Genomic DNA, 15,030 nt, shown 5'->3' on the forward strand with positions numbered 1-15,030 from the left:
TAAACGGGTGCCTAACCTTGGACGCCGTTTTTTAATTTGGTATCTTACCCCCTATGAAAAAACTGCATTTACTTTTACCCTTGTTGTTGTTAAGCGGGCTAGCACACCAGGCGCAAACCTATATTCTAGATGCTGCTACAAAAGAGGCCGTTCCCTATGCAACGGTTTCCTTTGGCAACGGGCAAGGTGTTTTTGCCGATGAAGACGGTATGTTTCTTTTCACCAAAAAAATGTATGCCGATGTCGATTCGCTTTTTATTACATCGTTGGGATATAAAAACCTAAACATAGCCACGACCAAACTAGCCGACACCCTGCTTATGACCCAAGAAATAGACCAGCTAGACGAAGTGGTAATTTATTCGGTAAAGCATAAGACCTATGAGGTTGAAACCCTAAAACCCTATTTAGACGACGATTACTACAAGTGCTGGCTTCCTACCATAGAGTCGGAAATTGCCGTATTTTTCCCTAATAGTAACAAGGGCGTAAAACAACTTAACCAAGTACATTTTCCTATTGCTTTAGAGTCGCAGGATTGGGATAAGAGAAAACGAAAAAATGCCGAAAAAAAACCTTTTTCAACTTTATTTAAGGTTAATTTCTATAATAACAACAACGGTGCTCCCGGCGAACCATTACTTTACGAAAATGTGGTGTTTAGGGTTACCGAAAAAGACGGCGACCAATACGACCTAGATGTTTCTGGCCACGATATTTTTATTCCCAAGACAGGTATTTTTATTTCCATTCAAGTGCTTGGCTATACCAACGAGAACGGCAAACTGTTGCCCAACAAAAAGTATAAAGAAATAAAAGGGCGTCAAGGCCTGGTAAAAATTCCAACCAATTTTAGGCCACTATTGCCGTTTACCGATGAGATTGCATCACACAGAACGTATACCAAAAGGGTTTTTCTCCACAACAACGCATGGGTGCAATTTAATCGTGCAAGTGCCCCTAATTCCAGCTTGATACGGCAAGGTGTAAAAAATTATGGTATGGGTATAAGCTTTAAACTGTTTGAAGATGAGTAATCCTTGGCACTTTTACCTCATGGCTATGCTGTACCTTTTGGCCGGGGCAATGCATTTTGTAAAACCAAAGGTTTACATGCGAATTATGCCCAGATATTTACCAAACCACAGGAGTTTGGTTTATTTAAGCGGTGCTATTGAACTTCTTTTAGGCAGTTTACTCTTTTTTAGCACAACGAGAAACCTTGCCATTTACGGCCTTGTGGCCATGCTTACTGTTTTTCTTCTGGTTCATTTTTATATGCTTTCCAGTAAAAAGGCAGGGGCTGGCTTTCCTAAATGGCTGTTGATTTTAAGGATTCCTATACAATTTCTTCTAATGTATTGGGCGCTTTGGTATCTTATTTAAAAAACGGCCTGTATTGCATGACCCTAAAATCTAAGGTATTAAAATTGGCATGCCGTTGCTTTAATTGCTTGTAAAGTGCCATGCTGCCAACAGCTCTGTTAGCACTCCCAGAAGGCGCTGTTAACGAAACCGTTTGTATTACCCTAGAGCTGTTAGGTAATAAAAATTGGTATATTCTTGGGACTTGGTTGCAAACCTCTTCAAGTTTTACGCCGTAAGGTTTTATGTGTTTTCTGAAAAAATATTCCGGGCCATTTTTGCTGTTGCCTCCCATAAACAACAGGGTCTCTACAGTAGGGTGTTGTTTTAGAATGCCCAACATGTTTCGCAGTTTTACATGCTGCATGCCTAAATCCGATGCATCTATTTTAGTGCGCTCGGCTTTTTCAACTATATCGCAAATTCCTATCTTATTCCTTTCTAGAAAACGCTTTCTTTCTTGTATGGCTGCTGCTGTATTTTCGAACTTTAATTCTAATTCAAAAATTTCATTTAAAATCTTCCACAGCTGTCCATCGCGACTACCATAACAAAAATTAACGTCGTCTGGTTTTAAATTACCGGTTGTAAATCGCGGAGGTGGCAAGGTACCTACAATTAACTTCAATGCGTCTTTTGGTATAAATGGTTGGTACGGATGCTGGTGTATAAACACGGTTTACTTTTTTTGAATTTACTTTTTGTTTTTGTATTTTATAGGAAACTAGAAATTTTCAACTATGGGAAAAGGCGATAAAAAAACCAAACGCGGCAAAATACACCGAGGCACTTACGGTGTAAGGCGCCCACGAATAAAGAAAAAACCTCGTCCGGAAAATAAAATTGACGTTAATAAAAAAGCGACATAACTAGCGCGTAAACACGAGTTCTTTTTCACTGGACAAGGCTTCGCTATAGGCATACCCTTCGTGGCTAAACCCTTTTAAATCGTCTATGGTTTCGGCATTTTTATCAATTACATAGCGTGCCATATAACCTCTAGCCTGCTTGGCATAGGTCATAATGGTTTTGTATTTCCCGTTTTTTAAATCTTTAAAATTAGCTGTAATCACGGGCACTTTTAGCGCTTTGGCGTCTATGGCTTTAAAGTATTCGTTGCTTGCCAAGTTTAAAAACACCTCATCGTCTTTTAGTTCGCTATTTAAACTTTGAGTGATTTTCTTTTTCCAAAACTCGTATAGGTTTTTGTTCTTTCCTACGGGAAACTTAGTCCCCATTTCTAGGCGGTAAGGCTGCATGAGATCCAAGGGTTTTAAAACGCCGTAAAGCCCCGAAATGATGCGTACCGTCTGTTGAAGTTTTTCCAGTTTGTCCTCGGTAACTGTATAGGCATCCAAACCTCTGTAAACATCGCCATTAAAAGCATAAACCGCGGGTCTGGCATTGGCTTGGGTAAACGGTAAGTGCCATTCTTGGTTGCGTTCGTAGTTTAGTTCGGCCAAATTATCTGAAATTCCCATGAGGTTTTTTAGGCTTCGCGGAGATTTCTTTTTAAGCAACTTATTTAAGCGTTCGGCTTCTTTTAGAAAACACGAATCGGTATGGGTTTTTGTTGGTATTTTAGTTTCAAAATCCAAAGATTTTGCTGGAGACAATACAAGCTTCATAAACGTATTTTTTTATGTTAGGGTAAAATTACAACGCCTATTGTGCTTTATCAAACAATTTGGCCATATTCTAGCTATGGCTGTATAAGTTTTATTAATTTATGGTTTTTATGGCAACTGTTTCCCAATGGAAGTTTAAATGCAAAGGACTTCGTACATCCATGGGATTTTCCAGCGTGTTTAGCAAGGCCATTTTTTTGTGGTATAGTTTTAAATTGGTTTCTCGGTCCCTAATAAGCTTGTTGTGCTGTTTTTCGGTTGTGTTTCTATGTTCTCTAAGCACGATATTGGCGTGTTTAAAAATTAAGAAACGGGTTCCCATAGCTTTTTGATGGTGGTAAAAAAAGATGTCCTCTTCGCCATAATGCCCAGAAAACTCTTCATCTACCCCATTGGTTTTCATAAAAGTATCCTTGGTTGAGTAAAAAATGTTTACATGTGGGCGAGTAGGCTTTAAATTTGTATACGTCACAAACTTATAAATTGTATGGGGCGGAATGTTAAAGTCCACCAAATGCTCTAAAAGGGTTTCGGGGAAAACAATATCCAAATCGGTGAGTATAATGCGTTGGGCAGTGGCAACGTGCAGTCCTAAGTTTCTGGCGCCGGCTTGGTTCCACATAATATCATCCTTAATCCGAAACAAGGTGATGTTCAGGTTTATTTCCTCTGGTAAGGAAACCGTTGTTGCAGAGTGGTCGTCAATAAGAATAAACCTGATTTTTTTCAGCAGGTCGCTGTTATAAGTGTTGTATATTTTTAGGAGTTCGTAAACGGGATTTTTTTTAGGGTGATCTAAAAAAAAGTGCACAACATAATCCAATAAAAACGCCTGTTCTTTCACAACCCGATTGTTTAATGTAATTGATATTTACTTTCTGGTATCGGGGTAAAAACATCTAGTTGTACAAGGGCTTCAAAAACCTCTTTAAACTGCTCTGGCATGTGCTTTAAATTAATGGTTTCGCCATTAAAGTTTTCGAGAAAAAAATTAAGGCTTTCTTCATCTGTAAAATCCAGCAAATACTCGTGCTCTAGATTTTTAAACAAATAGGCCCCTTTGCTTTCTACCGTTAAACTAAAAGCTGGGTTAAAATAACAAACTTGAGTTTCTGGCATTTCTAACTGCAACAACAGCTTTAGTAATTTAAAAAACATCATTTTATGTGTCACCCTATTAAGACACACCCTATCGCTACAATTAATGATAACATTGTAATTGCAGGTAAGATCGCAATTTCCTTTCTTTCCCCAAATAAGCTCAACATGTTCTGAATACGCTCCCCAAGAACCCGGTCCTGTTGGCCCATAAATGGTTAAAATGGGACAATTAAAAGCTCCCGCCAAATGGGTAATTCCAGAGTCGTTACCTATATGAAACAGGGCGCCAGATATGGCTTCGGCAACCGCTTCTATGCCGCCATCTACAATGTCAACATTTAAGGTTTTGTCTAGATAAGGCGTAATATCTGGGTCTTTAGGTCCTTGTATTACTTTTATGCCTAGGTCTGGGTAATAGCTGTGAATTTGCTTTATTAACCCAACAAAATGGGCCATTGGCCATGCCTTTAAAATAAAGCCTGCCCCAGGGTGTATGGTATAATACTTTTGTTCTAAGTGGGGTGTTCTTTTAAAATACGGATAACCAGAATAAGCATTATCGATGTCTGGGTGCAAACGTGCCACCCCATCAATATAGTGCCTAATGGAATGTTGCTTTACTTTTTTTCCGGTTATGTAAGCTATTTGATTGACGTCGTAATTAAACTTCGGGTGGTTTCCTAATTCTATTACATTGTCGTATTGGTCTGCTTTAATATCTTCGGTGCTTATTACCTCGACATCCTTTAAATGGGTTTTAAAAAAGTTTACTAGTCTAGGCGCAAAAGCGTAGGTTACTTTTTTACTAACAGGCCTTAATTTATAAACCGCTGGAATGGTAAAAAAGATATCCCCTAACCCACCATAAGCTTTTTTCACCAAAACACGTCCCAAATTTTTATCTGGTATGTGAGCAGTATGCTGGTTTAAAATTGTAGTTATTGCTTGCCAAAACTGCGGGATGGTGTTTTTTATTTCTGCAATGGCGGTGTCTTTATGGTCTGGATAAAAGTTGAAAGACCAAGTGCCTACCCTATTGTTGGTTATAAGTTCGCATCCAGACAAAAAGGCTTCTGCCGCTAACCGCCCAGAAGGCTCGGGCCACACAGGTTTTATTATAATGGTTTTTGTTTTGCCTAGTATGCGTAAAACGTCTTTGTTCTCTACAGGCGGTTTAAAGGTGATGTTGCTAGGAATTTCGCGTTGCAATCTGTTTTCGCCGTAAACAACAAATTGTTTTTCCGGATGATCTAAAGCATAAGCAACAAACTCATACCCACCTTTAAGGTAATTAAGCGTTCCGAAAAAAGGGATTTCTTCTTGTTTTTCTTCTGAAATTTGAAGGTTATCAACATCTACCGTTGGCGGCATAATGAGGTAATCGCCTATGGCTGCTCCAAAAAAATCTTTGTGATATTCGTAATGCTTTGGCGATTGAAACACGTTTAGCCTAGCTCCTGCAAACACATTCCTGTACAGGTGAAACTTTGTATTGTTACAACAGTTTTTAATATGTTTTTCACTTAGGCATAGTACGCTTCTGCGCACACAAAAATTATAATCGTACTCTAGCTTTACGTAAGCTTTACCACTGTTAATTACATACTGTAGCAGCTCTATTTCGAACCGACATCTCGATGTGCTACTAACCACTACCAAGCTAGCCTCTTGGATGTCTTGTTTTACCGTTTCGAAATTTGAGAGCAAATTAACCGTTACCAAAAAACCCAATTCATTTCCTTTGGAAATAAGCTGGGTTAATGTTAGTTCGGCCCCTCTTTTTAATGATAGGGCGGTATCGTGTAAGAATATTATTTTATTCAACTTCTAAAAAAGGCTAACCATTATAGTATCCGTCGTCGTAATAGCCATCATCGTAGTAACCATCGTCATAGTAACCGTCGCCGTAATAGCCATCGTCAAAGTACTCGTCATCATAATACCCATCGTCATAGTAGCCATCATTGTAATAGTTATCGTCGTAATAGCCATTATAAAAAGACCCGTCGTCATCGCTACTACAGGACGCTAAAGACACGCCAACCAATGATGCCGCCGAGGTTATTAACAAGGTTTGGCCAGTTTTTTTAAGAAAATCCCTCCTGTTCATAATTAAACGTTTTTACTTCTCTTATAAAGATACACATTTTTTTTAATCATTCTATATGCTTTGCATAATTACGCCACTTGGTTATACATTGCACCATATCTTCTGGCAGTTCTGTTGTAAAACTAAGCCATTTGCCTGTTTTGGGGTGTTCGAACCCTAACGTTTTGGCGTGAAGCGCTTGTCTTGGCAAGATTTTAAAACAGTTTTCTACAAACTGTTTGTATTTTGTAAAGGTTGTTCCCTTCAATATTTTTTCTCCGCCATAACGTTCGTCGTTAAATAAAGTATGCCCAATGTGTTTCATATGAACACGAATTTGGTGTGTTCTTCCTGTTTCTAGTTTGCAGGTTACCAGGGTAACATAGCCCAGACGCTCCAAAACGCTGTAATGCGTTACTGCGGGTTTTCCTTTACTGGCTTCGTCGCCCTCAAAAACGGTATTTTGCAAGCGGTTTTTAGGGTGTCTTCCTATATTACCTTCTATGGTGCCTTGGTCTTCTTCTACATTACCCCAAACTATGGCAACATACTCACGCTCGCTGGTTTTATTAAAAAACTGCTTGGTTAAATGTGCCATAGCCGTTTCTGTTTTGGCAACAACCAAAAGCCCACTGGTATCTTTATCTATACGATGTACCAGCCCGGGGCGATCGCTAGAGTTATTGGGTAGGTTTTCAAAATGATAGATTAGAGCGTTTATTAAGGTGCCCGAGTAATTGCCATGCCCGGGATGCACCACCATGCCCGCAGGTTTGTTAACCACCAAAACCTCATCGTCTTCGTAAACAATATCTAAGGGAATGTTTTCTGGAGTAAGTAAATACTCGAAAGGCGGATGCTCGAAAAGCACCTGGATTTTATCGAAAGGTTTTACCTTATAATTTTGCTTTACTACCGTGCCATTAACATGAATATTTCCGTTTTTGGCAGCAGACTGAATTTTATTTCGGGTTGCATTTTCAATAAAATTCATTAAATATTTATCAATACGGAGGGGTTGTTGGCCTTTTTCGGCCACAAAGGAATAATGCTCATAGAGGTCATCGTCGTTTCGCTCTATGTCGTCTTGGTTTTCTTCAATCATGTTGTTCTTATTCTGGTCGGTTTCCATTACCTAAAACCAAGTCTATTTTTGATGTTTTGGGCAGTTTGTCGCCTATTTTTAAGGGAGCTCCTTTAAAAGTTGCTTTTACAACTTCGTCTTTTCCTAAGTAGTCTACATAGGTTGTTTGGCCTACTTTAAACCCTAAAGCCTCTAGTGTTGGTTTGGCCTGCCTAAAGGTTTTTCCTACCAAGTCTGGTACGTTTACCTTTCGGTAGCCAGAGGGGTTTAATGTTAGGTATATTTTTCTGTCCTCTTTAACCTTTTTCCCTGCTACGGGATCTTGATCGATTACGGCAAATTTAGGGTAATCGGGATTGTAGTTGGCAGAATCCTGTATTTCCATAACCAAATTGTTTTCTGTTAGTTCAATTTTGGCTACATCTACAGATTTACCTGTTAAATCGGGTACGGTTTCAAACGTGTTGTGATTTGTGGAAACGTTTAACCACTTCAAAAGTAAAAAACACAACACCACCAGGCCTACTACGGCCAATGCGATTTGTTTTAAAAAGGTCTTGCTCGTTACAAACTTTATAAGGCTCATGAAATTTTATTTATCAAACAAATATATAAAAACAGAACTGTTTTTTCTTTTGGTTATTATGTGATATTTTAGCTTAATGAATTTTAATTACGGCAGGCCGACCGTTTTTGGATTATTATAAAAAGTCACCTACTACATTAGGCATTAAAAATGAAAAAAAACATCGCCATTATTATGGGCGGGTATTCCAGTGAGTTTGAAATATCCTTAAAAAGCGGTAATGTGGTTTACCGTGCTTTAAGCCCAGAAAAATACAACCTATACCGCATTCATATTCTAAAGCACAAATGGGTTTATGTTAACGATGATGGGGTTGAGTTTCCTGTAGATAAAAATGATTTTTCCGTTATAGTCCACGACCAAAAAATAACATTCCACTGCGTGTTTAATGCCATTCATGGTACGCCTGGCGAGGACGGCCATATACAAGGCTATTTAAAACTGCTTAATATCCCGCATACAAGTTGTGGCATGTACCAAGCGGCGTTAACCTTTAACAAGCGTGATTGCCTAAGCACCTTAAAACCTTACGGTATAAAATCGGCCGAATCGTACTTTTTAAACCTGAACGATGTGGTTAATGAAGACGATATTGTTAGTAAAGTTGGGCTGCCCTGCTTTGTAAAAGCCAATAAAGCCGGTAGCAGTTTTGGAATTAGCAAGGTTTATAAAAAAGAAGACATACAAGCAGCCATAGATGTTGCTTTTAAGGAAGACGACGAAATTATTATCGAGGCCTTTCTCGATGGTACAGAAGTTTCTGTGGGGGTTATTTCTTATAAAGGAACCACAACCGTATTGCCCATTACCGAAATTGTAAGCGACAACGATTTTTTCGATTACAAAGCGAAATACCTTGGCGAATCGCAAGAAATTACACCCGCACGCATTAGCCCAGATATGGCTAAGAAAGTAAGTGATACGGCCAAAAAAATATACGAAGTCTTAAAAATGCAAGGCTTTTCAAGAAGCGAGTTTATCTTTAAAAATGGCGAACCTTACCTCTTAGAGGTTAATACCGTTCCCGGGCTTACCGCAGAAAGTATTTTGCCCCAACAGGCCGCCGCAGCAGGAATTTCGTTAAGCGCCCTTTTTGACAATGCCATTACCGAGGCATTAAAGTAAAAACAGCCCCCAGCTTAAAAATAGGTATTGATTAATTATATAAGTATATTTGACTTATAAACACCATTTTCGTTTTTTCAAAATGTTATTATGAGACGAGCTATTTTTCCAGGATCCTTCGACCCCATAACGCTAGGGCATTACGACATTATTAAACGCGGCGTAAAGCTTTTTGATGAAATTGTTGTGGCCATTGGGGTTAATGCCGATAAAAAGTACATGTTCTCGCTTGAGGAACGAAAACAATTTATTGAAGCTTCTTTTAAAGACGAACACAAAGTAAAAGTGGTTACCTATGAAGGGCTTACTGTTGATTTCTGTAAAGAAATTGATGCGCAATTTATTTTAAGGGGCCTGAGAAATCCAGCCGATTTTGAGTTTGAAAAGGCCATTGCCCATACCAACAGAAAGCTCTCTAAAATAGAAACCGTCTTTTTGCTAACGGCTGCAAAAACCTCGTTTATTTCATCTTCTATTGTGCGCGATGTAATAAGAAACCACGGCGATTACCGCAAGCTTGTACCCCAAAGCGTTGTTGTAGAATAATTAAAATTTGTACTCTGACAAGGGCTTTGGAAACGCTTCTGGGTTTTCGGCCAAATGGTATCGCGGGTCATCGATAGCCTCTTCAATAACATCCTTAAACTTTGGACTTGCCTTATAAAGCAATACTTTACAATCTTCGCTTAAGTGTTTTAATGTAATCTTTTTCCCTACGGCCTCGTACTTTTCTACCAAGTTAAAAATGGCTTCTAAAGCAGAATGATCGCTTACTCTAGACTCTATAAAATCTATTTCAACCTTATCGGGATCCTGTTTTACATCAAATTTTTCATTAAAGGCTTTTACCGACCCAAAAAACAAAGGTCCCCAAATTTCGTAAACTTTAGTACCATCGGTTTTAAATCGTTTTCTAGCGCGAATACGCTTTGCATTTTCCCATGCAAATACTAAAGCACTTATAATTACCCCTGCAATTACGGCAACAGCCAAATCGAAAATTACTGTTAATCCAGATACCAGTACAAGCACAAACAAATCACTACGCGGTATTTTGTTTACTATTCTAAAACTACTCCATGCAAACGTACCTATAACAACCATAAACATTACCCCAACAAGTGCTGCAATTGGCACTTGTTCTATTAAACCAGAAGCGAATAGAATAAAAAACAACAGCCCCAGTGCGGCAACTATTCCAGATAAACGCGTTCTACCTCCAGCTTTAATGTTAATAATAGACTGTCCAATCATGGCGCACCCCCCCATACCACCAAACAATCCTGTTACAATGTTTGCGCCTCCTTGTGCCAAACACTCTCTGTTGGTATTTCCTCTGGTTTCGGTTAGTTCATCTATTAGGTTAAGCGTCATTAAAGACTCTATCAGCCCAATAGCGGCTAGAATAAGAGCGTAAGGCCCAATAAACTTAAGGGTTTCCCAAGTCATGGGTACTTTTGTAAAAATATCTGCTTGAAAAATAGGTAAGCCGCCTTTTAGGCCTTCGCCTCCACCATCTCTAATAAAGCTTCCAACTGTAGCCGCTTCTAATCCACCAAAAATCACAATGGCAGAAACCACCAAAATGGCAATTAAGGCTTCGGGTAATTTTTTGTTTAACTTAGGCAGTCCGTACATAATTCCCATGGTTAATGCAACAAGAGCAATCATAATCCATAGTCTAGGGCCTTGCATCCAGACAACTTCGTTATTTACCACTTCCTTAAACATGCCCAATTGGGATAAAAAGATTACAATGGCCAATCCGTTTACAAACCCCATCATTACAGGGTGTGGTATTAACCTAACAAACTTGCCCAGCTTAAAAACACCTGCCAGCATTTGAATAATACCCATTAAAATAACTGTGGCAAATAAATAGTACAGGCCTAAGTTTTCACTTTCTGCCCCCATAGCATTGCCTTCTGCTACCAAGCTTACCATAACCACAGCCAAAGCTCCCGTAGCACCGCTAATCATGCCCGGGCGGCCTCCAAAAACAGCTGTGATTAAGCCAATCATAAAAGCTGCATAAAGCCCCACTAACGGATCTACCCCTGCAACAAAAGCAAACGCTACCGCTTCTGGCACCAGTGCCAAAGCAACGGTAATACCACTTAAAACATCGTTTTTTACATTTGCGGTACGTTTTATTATAAAGCTTGCCATAATGAAATTGTTTTTTTTGGAAGGCGCAAAAATACTGTTAATATCCTTAAGTGCAAGTATGTATTGTTATAAATTGATTATGTTTGATTACCAAAAATAACATTCATGAAAATGCCCTTTTCGCTTATTGCTATTGCCCTATTGTTGTTTCCTGCGTTTTTGCAAGCCCAAGAATTTACCACTGTTTTTGAAAAAAGCCAAGGGCTTGAAACAGCAACCTACCACCAAACCATAGCATACTACACCCAACTTTCTGAAAAACATCCTGAAATTCAGATTTATAGCATGGGAGAAACCGACTCGGGATTGCCGTTACATGTTGTTGTTTTTAACCCCGATAAGACTTTCGATTTTTCCATACTTAACAAAACCAAAACTACCCTATTAATTAACAATGGCATTCATCCTGGTGAATCTGATGGAATTGATGCGACTATGATGCTTTTTCGTGATTTTGCCACGAAAAAACGACCTGCACTTAAAAATACCGTTCTCGTTACCATTCCTATTTACAACATAGGAGGCAGTCTAAATAGAAACAGTACTACAAGGGCAAACCAAAACGGTCCTAAAACGTATGGTTTTAGAGGAAACGCCAGAAATTACGACTTAAATAGGGACTTTATAAAAAGTGATACCAAAAATGCTAAGGCGTTTGCAGAAATTTTTCATTTAGTGAAGCCAGATGTTTTTATAGACAATCATGTAAGCAACGGTGCCGATTACCAATATACCTTAACACACCTGTTTACGCAACACAATAAATTAGGCGGTAAGTTGGGCCATTACCTTCACCTTTTTTTAATGCCCGAGCTACAAGCCAAACTAAAACAAAAAAACTGGGACATCACACCTTATGTAAACGTGTTTAATCAGTTGCCAGAAAACGGCTTTACCCAATTTATGGATTACCCCAGGTACTCCACCGGCTACACTACTCTATGGAACACCTTAGGCATAATGGTTGAAACCCACATGCTTAAACCTTATAAACAACGTGTAGAAGGCACATACGATTTTATGACAGCCGTAATTGATATTATTGAAAACGAGCACACCAACATCAAACAATATAAAAAAGACGCCATAACAGACTACATGCCCGGGACGCCTTATACCCTAGATTGGAAAATTGACAGCACCCAAACCACAACACTAAACTTTAAAGGGTATGAAGGGACGTTTGTAAACAGCAAAGTAACCGGTAAGAAACGTTTAAAATACAACCGAGACCGACCTTTTACAAAAAAAACAAACTATTATAATTACTACAAACCCCATGTAGAAACCACCATTCCAAAAGCTTATATTATCCCGCAAGGCTGGTATACTGTTTTAAACTTGTTAAAGATTAACCAAGTAAGTACAACGTCTCTAAAAGCCGATACCACCCTAACGGTAGAAGCGTATAGGATTTCCGATTTTAAAACCAGAAACACGCCTTACGAAGGGCATTATCAACATTACGATACGAAAGTTATCTCTGAAGAAAAAAACATAACCTTTAAACGGGGAGATGTATTGGTAAGTACCCTACAGCCTGCTGTGCGCTACTTGTTGGAAACCTTAGAACCACAAGCTCCAGACTCATTTTTCAATTGGAATTTTTTCGATACCATTCTTCAACAAAAAGAAGGGTTTTCGCCTTATGTGTGGGAAGATAAAGCCGAGATCTTATTACAAAACAATCCCAAGCTAAAACAACAGTTTGAAGCCAAAAAACAATCGGACTCCAGTTTTTCCAACAATTGGTACGCCCAATTAGATTGGCTATTTAAGCAAAGTAACAACTACGAAAAAGCCCACATGCAATATCCCATTTACCGGATTAATTAACGGATTTCAAAATCGAAATATGTTTTAGGAAACGGTTCGTCCTTAAGCGTAAAATGCCACCATTCCCTAGTGTAATTTCTAAAGCCATGCTTTAGCATTAACCGTTGTAGTAACTGCCTATTTTGCTGTTGTTCGGGAGTAAGCTTTTCGTAATGTACCCAAGATGGTTTTCCAAAGAAATCGTATGGGCTGCCCATATCCAAATCTTCACCAGTATTGCCATCTATTATGGTTAAATCTACCGTACTCCCTCTACTGTGCCCAGATCGCGTTGCTATGTACTCCTCACGAAATAAGTGCTGTTTTTGTACCTCTGGGTAAAATTGCTGCTTGTTTATGGTATCGTTTAAATCCTTTGCCCAAGCCATAAAATGATTTACAGCTCGCTGTGGCCGGTAACCGTCAAATACCTTTAAACATAAATTTTGCTCCTGTAACTCTTGCTGCACAAGCTTTAATGCCTGTACCGTTTTTTGTGTTAAAATAAGGGTATTGGCATGGTAGCCCGCTATGGTATCTCCCACAAAATTATTCACCGAATAATAACGCAACTCGACTTCTAAATCTGGAATTATGGTTTTTGCATAAACAAACCCTTCAGGAAGCGTGTCTTGTTTTCCTAAAAAAGCAACTAAAAGCATTGATAGTAGCAACTTAAATCTCATAATAGTGCAAGATAAACTGTTTTAATTATAAGGAAAAGTTTATTCCCAACTTCTACTTTTTTACGGCTCATATAAAACAAAAAAACCGAGGTCCCTCAACCTCGGTTTTTGTATCATTTGCATCTTTCTATATGTAGTTAGATTTAGGGTCTCTAGTATCAACAACACAATGCAAATATTAATTAATTAATCCATTGAACTAAAAAGTAAAATTTTAGTACACTTCAAATGTAAAATTAAATTCAATAATTAACGTTTAAAGGCATTATATTTCGATGAAATGCACTTTTTTTTAACATTTGAAGGTGAAATATTTCATTTTATCGATGAAATGCACAGTAGAAGTTCTATTATGTCTCTTAAATTATAAGACGTTTCAAACAATAATTGTCTTATTTTTACGGTATAAAACCAAAACATCATGATGTTAACCTATAAACTGCTTCCTATAGTTTTTTTATTTTTTACTAACTATATGTTAGCACAAGAAAAAGCATTTGAAGAGACACAGATTACCATAAACGAATTAATTGAAGGTACTTTATTGACTGAAGAAGGCTCTACCCCATCTAAACTTGCAATAATAATAGCAGGATCGGGGCCAACCGATAGAAACGGCAATCAAAACTTCATGAAAAACAACTCGTTAAAAAAACTTGCCGAAGCCATTACTCAAGAAAGTGTTGCCACCTTTAGGTACGATAAAAGGAGTGTAAAACTTATAAAACAAGGGAAAATTGATAATAGCAACATCCTGTTTGATGATTTTGTAACCGATGCCAAGGCCGTTATAGCACATTTTAGCCAAAATTACGACAACATTTACGTTATAGGACATAGCCAAGGCAGTTTAATTGGTATGCTGGCGGCAAAAGACCAAGCTGCTGGGTTTATTTCGCTTGCTGGTGCCGGGAAATCTTTCGATGCGGTTTTATTAGAACAAATTGAAAAAACAGCGCCTATGTTTGCCGATGCTTCACAAAAAACATTGGCTGTTTTAAAACAAGGCCAAACCACAAAAGAATACCCCTTGGCACTAGTATCGCTTTTTGACGAGTCGCTACAACCCTTTATGATAAGCTGGATAAAACACAACCCGCAAAGCATCATCTCTACATTAAACATGCCCTGTTTAATTATTAATGGCACCAAAGACCTTCAGGTATCTGAAGCAGAGGCCAAACTACTAGACGAAGCGGCTCAAAAAAGCAGTCTACATCTCATTAAAAACATGAACCATGTGTTGTTTACCATTGAGGGTGGCGATTTGGAAAATGCTAAGTCGTATAACGAATCTTCACGAACAATAAACCCAGAAATGGTTGCAGCCATTAGTAAGTTTATATTGGATAACTAAAAAAAAGAAGCAGCCCTTAACAAGC

Annotated in this window: 16 protein-coding genes; 7 read left to right on the plus strand and 9 right to left on the minus strand. The window is 38.5% G+C overall.

All coding sequences use genetic code 11. The annotated features are described in order from the left end of the window. The first annotated feature begins 53 nt into the window (after nt 1–53). The gene (locus IA57_RS01380) at nt 54–1,037 is read left to right on the plus strand and encodes a peptidase associated/transthyretin-like domain-containing protein (RefSeq protein ID WP_036118273.1); all 984 of its coding nucleotides are present in this window, start codon (nt 54–56) and stop codon (nt 1,035–1,037) included. Further along, on the plus strand, nt 1,030–1,386 hold the full coding sequence (locus tag IA57_RS01385) for a DoxX family protein (protein WP_036118275.1): 357 nt from the start codon (nt 1,030–1,032) through the stop codon (nt 1,384–1,386). The genes IA57_RS01380 and IA57_RS01385 overlap by 8 nt, the downstream gene beginning before the upstream one ends. Here IA57_RS01385 and IA57_RS01390 read toward each other — a convergent pair. After that, entirely contained in the window at nt 1,379–2,041 is a 663-nt protein-coding gene (locus IA57_RS01390) for a uracil-DNA glycosylase family protein (protein WP_036118277.1), read from the minus strand. The genes IA57_RS01385 and IA57_RS01390 overlap by 8 nt on opposite strands. Before the next feature lie 64 nt (nt 2,042–2,105). On the opposite strand from IA57_RS01390, the gene IA57_RS12445 reads away from it, so the two are divergent. Beyond that, on the plus strand, nt 2,106–2,234 hold the full coding sequence (locus IA57_RS12445) for a 30S ribosomal protein THX (RefSeq protein WP_084176698.1): 129 nt from the start codon (nt 2,106–2,108) through the stop codon (nt 2,232–2,234). On the opposite strand, the gene yaaA is transcribed toward IA57_RS12445, so the two are convergent. From yaaA to IA57_RS01420, 6 genes are all read right to left on the minus strand, one after another. After that, a complete protein-coding gene (gene yaaA / locus IA57_RS01395; RefSeq protein ID WP_036118280.1) occupies nt 2,235–2,993 on the minus strand; it encodes a peroxide stress protein YaaA in 759 nt (252 codons plus the stop codon). 94 nt (nt 2,994–3,087) lie between these two features. After that, entirely contained in the window at nt 3,088–3,837 is a 750-nt protein-coding gene (locus IA57_RS01400) for a glycosyltransferase family 2 protein (protein ID WP_051880939.1), read from the minus strand. An 11-nt stretch (nt 3,838–3,848) separates the two neighbouring features. Next, entirely contained in the window at nt 3,849–5,918 is a 2,070-nt protein-coding gene (locus IA57_RS01405; RefSeq protein ID WP_036118283.1) for a glycosyltransferase family 9 protein, read from the minus strand. A gap of 13 nt (nt 5,919–5,931) precedes the next feature. After that, nucleotides 5,932–6,204 (minus strand): hypothetical protein, encoded by a 273-nt coding sequence (locus IA57_RS01410; RefSeq protein WP_036118285.1) that lies wholly within the window; start codon nt 6,202–6,204, stop codon nt 5,932–5,934. Between the two features lie 46 nt (nt 6,205–6,250). Beyond that, the gene (locus IA57_RS01415; protein ID WP_036118707.1) at nt 6,251–7,288 is read right to left on the minus strand and encodes an RluA family pseudouridine synthase; all 1,038 of its coding nucleotides are present in this window, start codon (nt 7,286–7,288) and stop codon (nt 6,251–6,253) included. A gap of 7 nt (nt 7,289–7,295) precedes the next feature. Then, nucleotides 7,296–7,853, minus strand: coding sequence for a PASTA domain-containing protein (locus IA57_RS01420; protein ID WP_036118288.1), 558 nt, complete (start codon nt 7,851–7,853; stop codon nt 7,296–7,298). Between the two features lie 150 nt (nt 7,854–8,003). Here IA57_RS01420 and IA57_RS01425 point away from each other — a divergent pair, with 150 nt between their 5' ends. Continuing rightward, nucleotides 8,004–8,978, plus strand: coding sequence for a D-alanine--D-alanine ligase (locus tag IA57_RS01425; protein WP_036118290.1), 975 nt, complete (start codon nt 8,004–8,006; stop codon nt 8,976–8,978). A 90-nt stretch (nt 8,979–9,068) separates the two neighbouring features. After that, the gene (gene coaD / locus IA57_RS01430) at nt 9,069–9,524 is read left to right on the plus strand and encodes a pantetheine-phosphate adenylyltransferase (RefSeq protein WP_036118293.1); all 456 of its coding nucleotides are present in this window, start codon (nt 9,069–9,071) and stop codon (nt 9,522–9,524) included. Here coaD and IA57_RS01435 read toward each other — a convergent pair whose 3' ends face one another. Next, nucleotides 9,525–11,147 carry a SulP family inorganic anion transporter gene (locus IA57_RS01435; protein WP_036118296.1) on the minus strand — a complete coding sequence of 541 codons (1,623 nt, stop codon included), beginning with the start codon at nt 11,145–11,147 and terminating at the stop codon, nt 9,525–9,527. A gap of 111 nt (nt 11,148–11,258) precedes the next feature. Between IA57_RS01435 and IA57_RS01440 the strand changes: the two genes are divergently transcribed. Next, on the plus strand, nt 11,259–12,983 hold the full coding sequence (locus tag IA57_RS01440; RefSeq protein WP_051880950.1) for a M14 family metallopeptidase: 1,725 nt from the start codon (nt 11,259–11,261) through the stop codon (nt 12,981–12,983). On the opposite strand, the gene IA57_RS01445 is transcribed toward IA57_RS01440, so the two are convergent. Further along, complete coding sequence (locus IA57_RS01445) at nt 12,980–13,624, minus strand: M15 family metallopeptidase (protein ID WP_308418508.1); 645 nt, start codon at nt 13,622–13,624, stop codon at nt 12,980–12,982. The two genes, IA57_RS01440 and IA57_RS01445, sit on opposite strands and share 4 nt — an antisense overlap. A 499-nt stretch (nt 13,625–14,123) precedes the next feature. On the opposite strand from IA57_RS01445, the gene IA57_RS01450 reads away from it, so the two are divergent. Beyond that, entirely contained in the window at nt 14,124–15,005 is an 882-nt protein-coding gene (locus IA57_RS01450; protein WP_229730271.1) for an alpha/beta hydrolase, read from the plus strand. The last annotated feature ends 25 nt before the right edge of the window (nt 15,006–15,030 follow it).

Origin of the sequence: Mangrovimonas yunxiaonensis (assembly GCF_000733475.1) — a bacterium.
Taxonomy (GTDB): Bacteria; Bacteroidota; Bacteroidia; order Flavobacteriales; family Flavobacteriaceae; genus Mangrovimonas; species Mangrovimonas yunxiaonensis.

Coding starts and splice junctions, on each gene's coding strand:
- IA57_RS01410 (WP_036118285.1), bottom strand. CDS start 6,204: ATGAACAGGAGGGATTTTCTTAAAAAAACTGGCCAAACCTTGTTAATA.
- coaD (WP_036118293.1), top strand. CDS start 9,069: ATGAGACGAGCTATTTTTCCAGGATCCTTCGACCCCATAACGCTAGGG.
- IA57_RS01420 (WP_036118288.1), bottom strand. CDS start 7,853: ATGAGCCTTATAAAGTTTGTAACGAGCAAGACCTTTTTAAAACAAATC.
- IA57_RS01415 (WP_036118707.1), bottom strand. CDS start 7,288: ATGATTGAAGAAAACCAAGACGACATAGAGCGAAACGACGATGACCTC.
- IA57_RS01440 (WP_051880950.1), top strand. CDS start 11,259: ATGCCCTTTTCGCTTATTGCTATTGCCCTATTGTTGTTTCCTGCGTTT.
- IA57_RS01380 (WP_036118273.1), top strand. CDS start 54: ATGAAAAAACTGCATTTACTTTTACCCTTGTTGTTGTTAAGCGGGCTA.
- IA57_RS01425 (WP_036118290.1), top strand. CDS start 8,004: ATGAAAAAAAACATCGCCATTATTATGGGCGGGTATTCCAGTGAGTTT.
- yaaA (WP_036118280.1), bottom strand. CDS start 2,993: ATGAAGCTTGTATTGTCTCCAGCAAAATCTTTGGATTTTGAAACTAAA.
- IA57_RS01435 (WP_036118296.1), bottom strand. CDS start 11,147: ATGGCAAGCTTTATAATAAAACGTACCGCAAATGTAAAAAACGATGTT.
- IA57_RS12445 (WP_084176698.1), top strand. CDS start 2,106: ATGGGAAAAGGCGATAAAAAAACCAAACGCGGCAAAATACACCGAGGC.
- IA57_RS01450 (WP_229730271.1), top strand. CDS start 14,124: ATGTTAGCACAAGAAAAAGCATTTGAAGAGACACAGATTACCATAAAC.
- IA57_RS01385 (WP_036118275.1), top strand. CDS start 1,030: ATGAGTAATCCTTGGCACTTTTACCTCATGGCTATGCTGTACCTTTTG.
- IA57_RS01445 (WP_308418508.1), bottom strand. CDS start 13,624: ATGCTTTTAGTTGCTTTTTTAGGAAAACAAGACACGCTTCCTGAAGGG.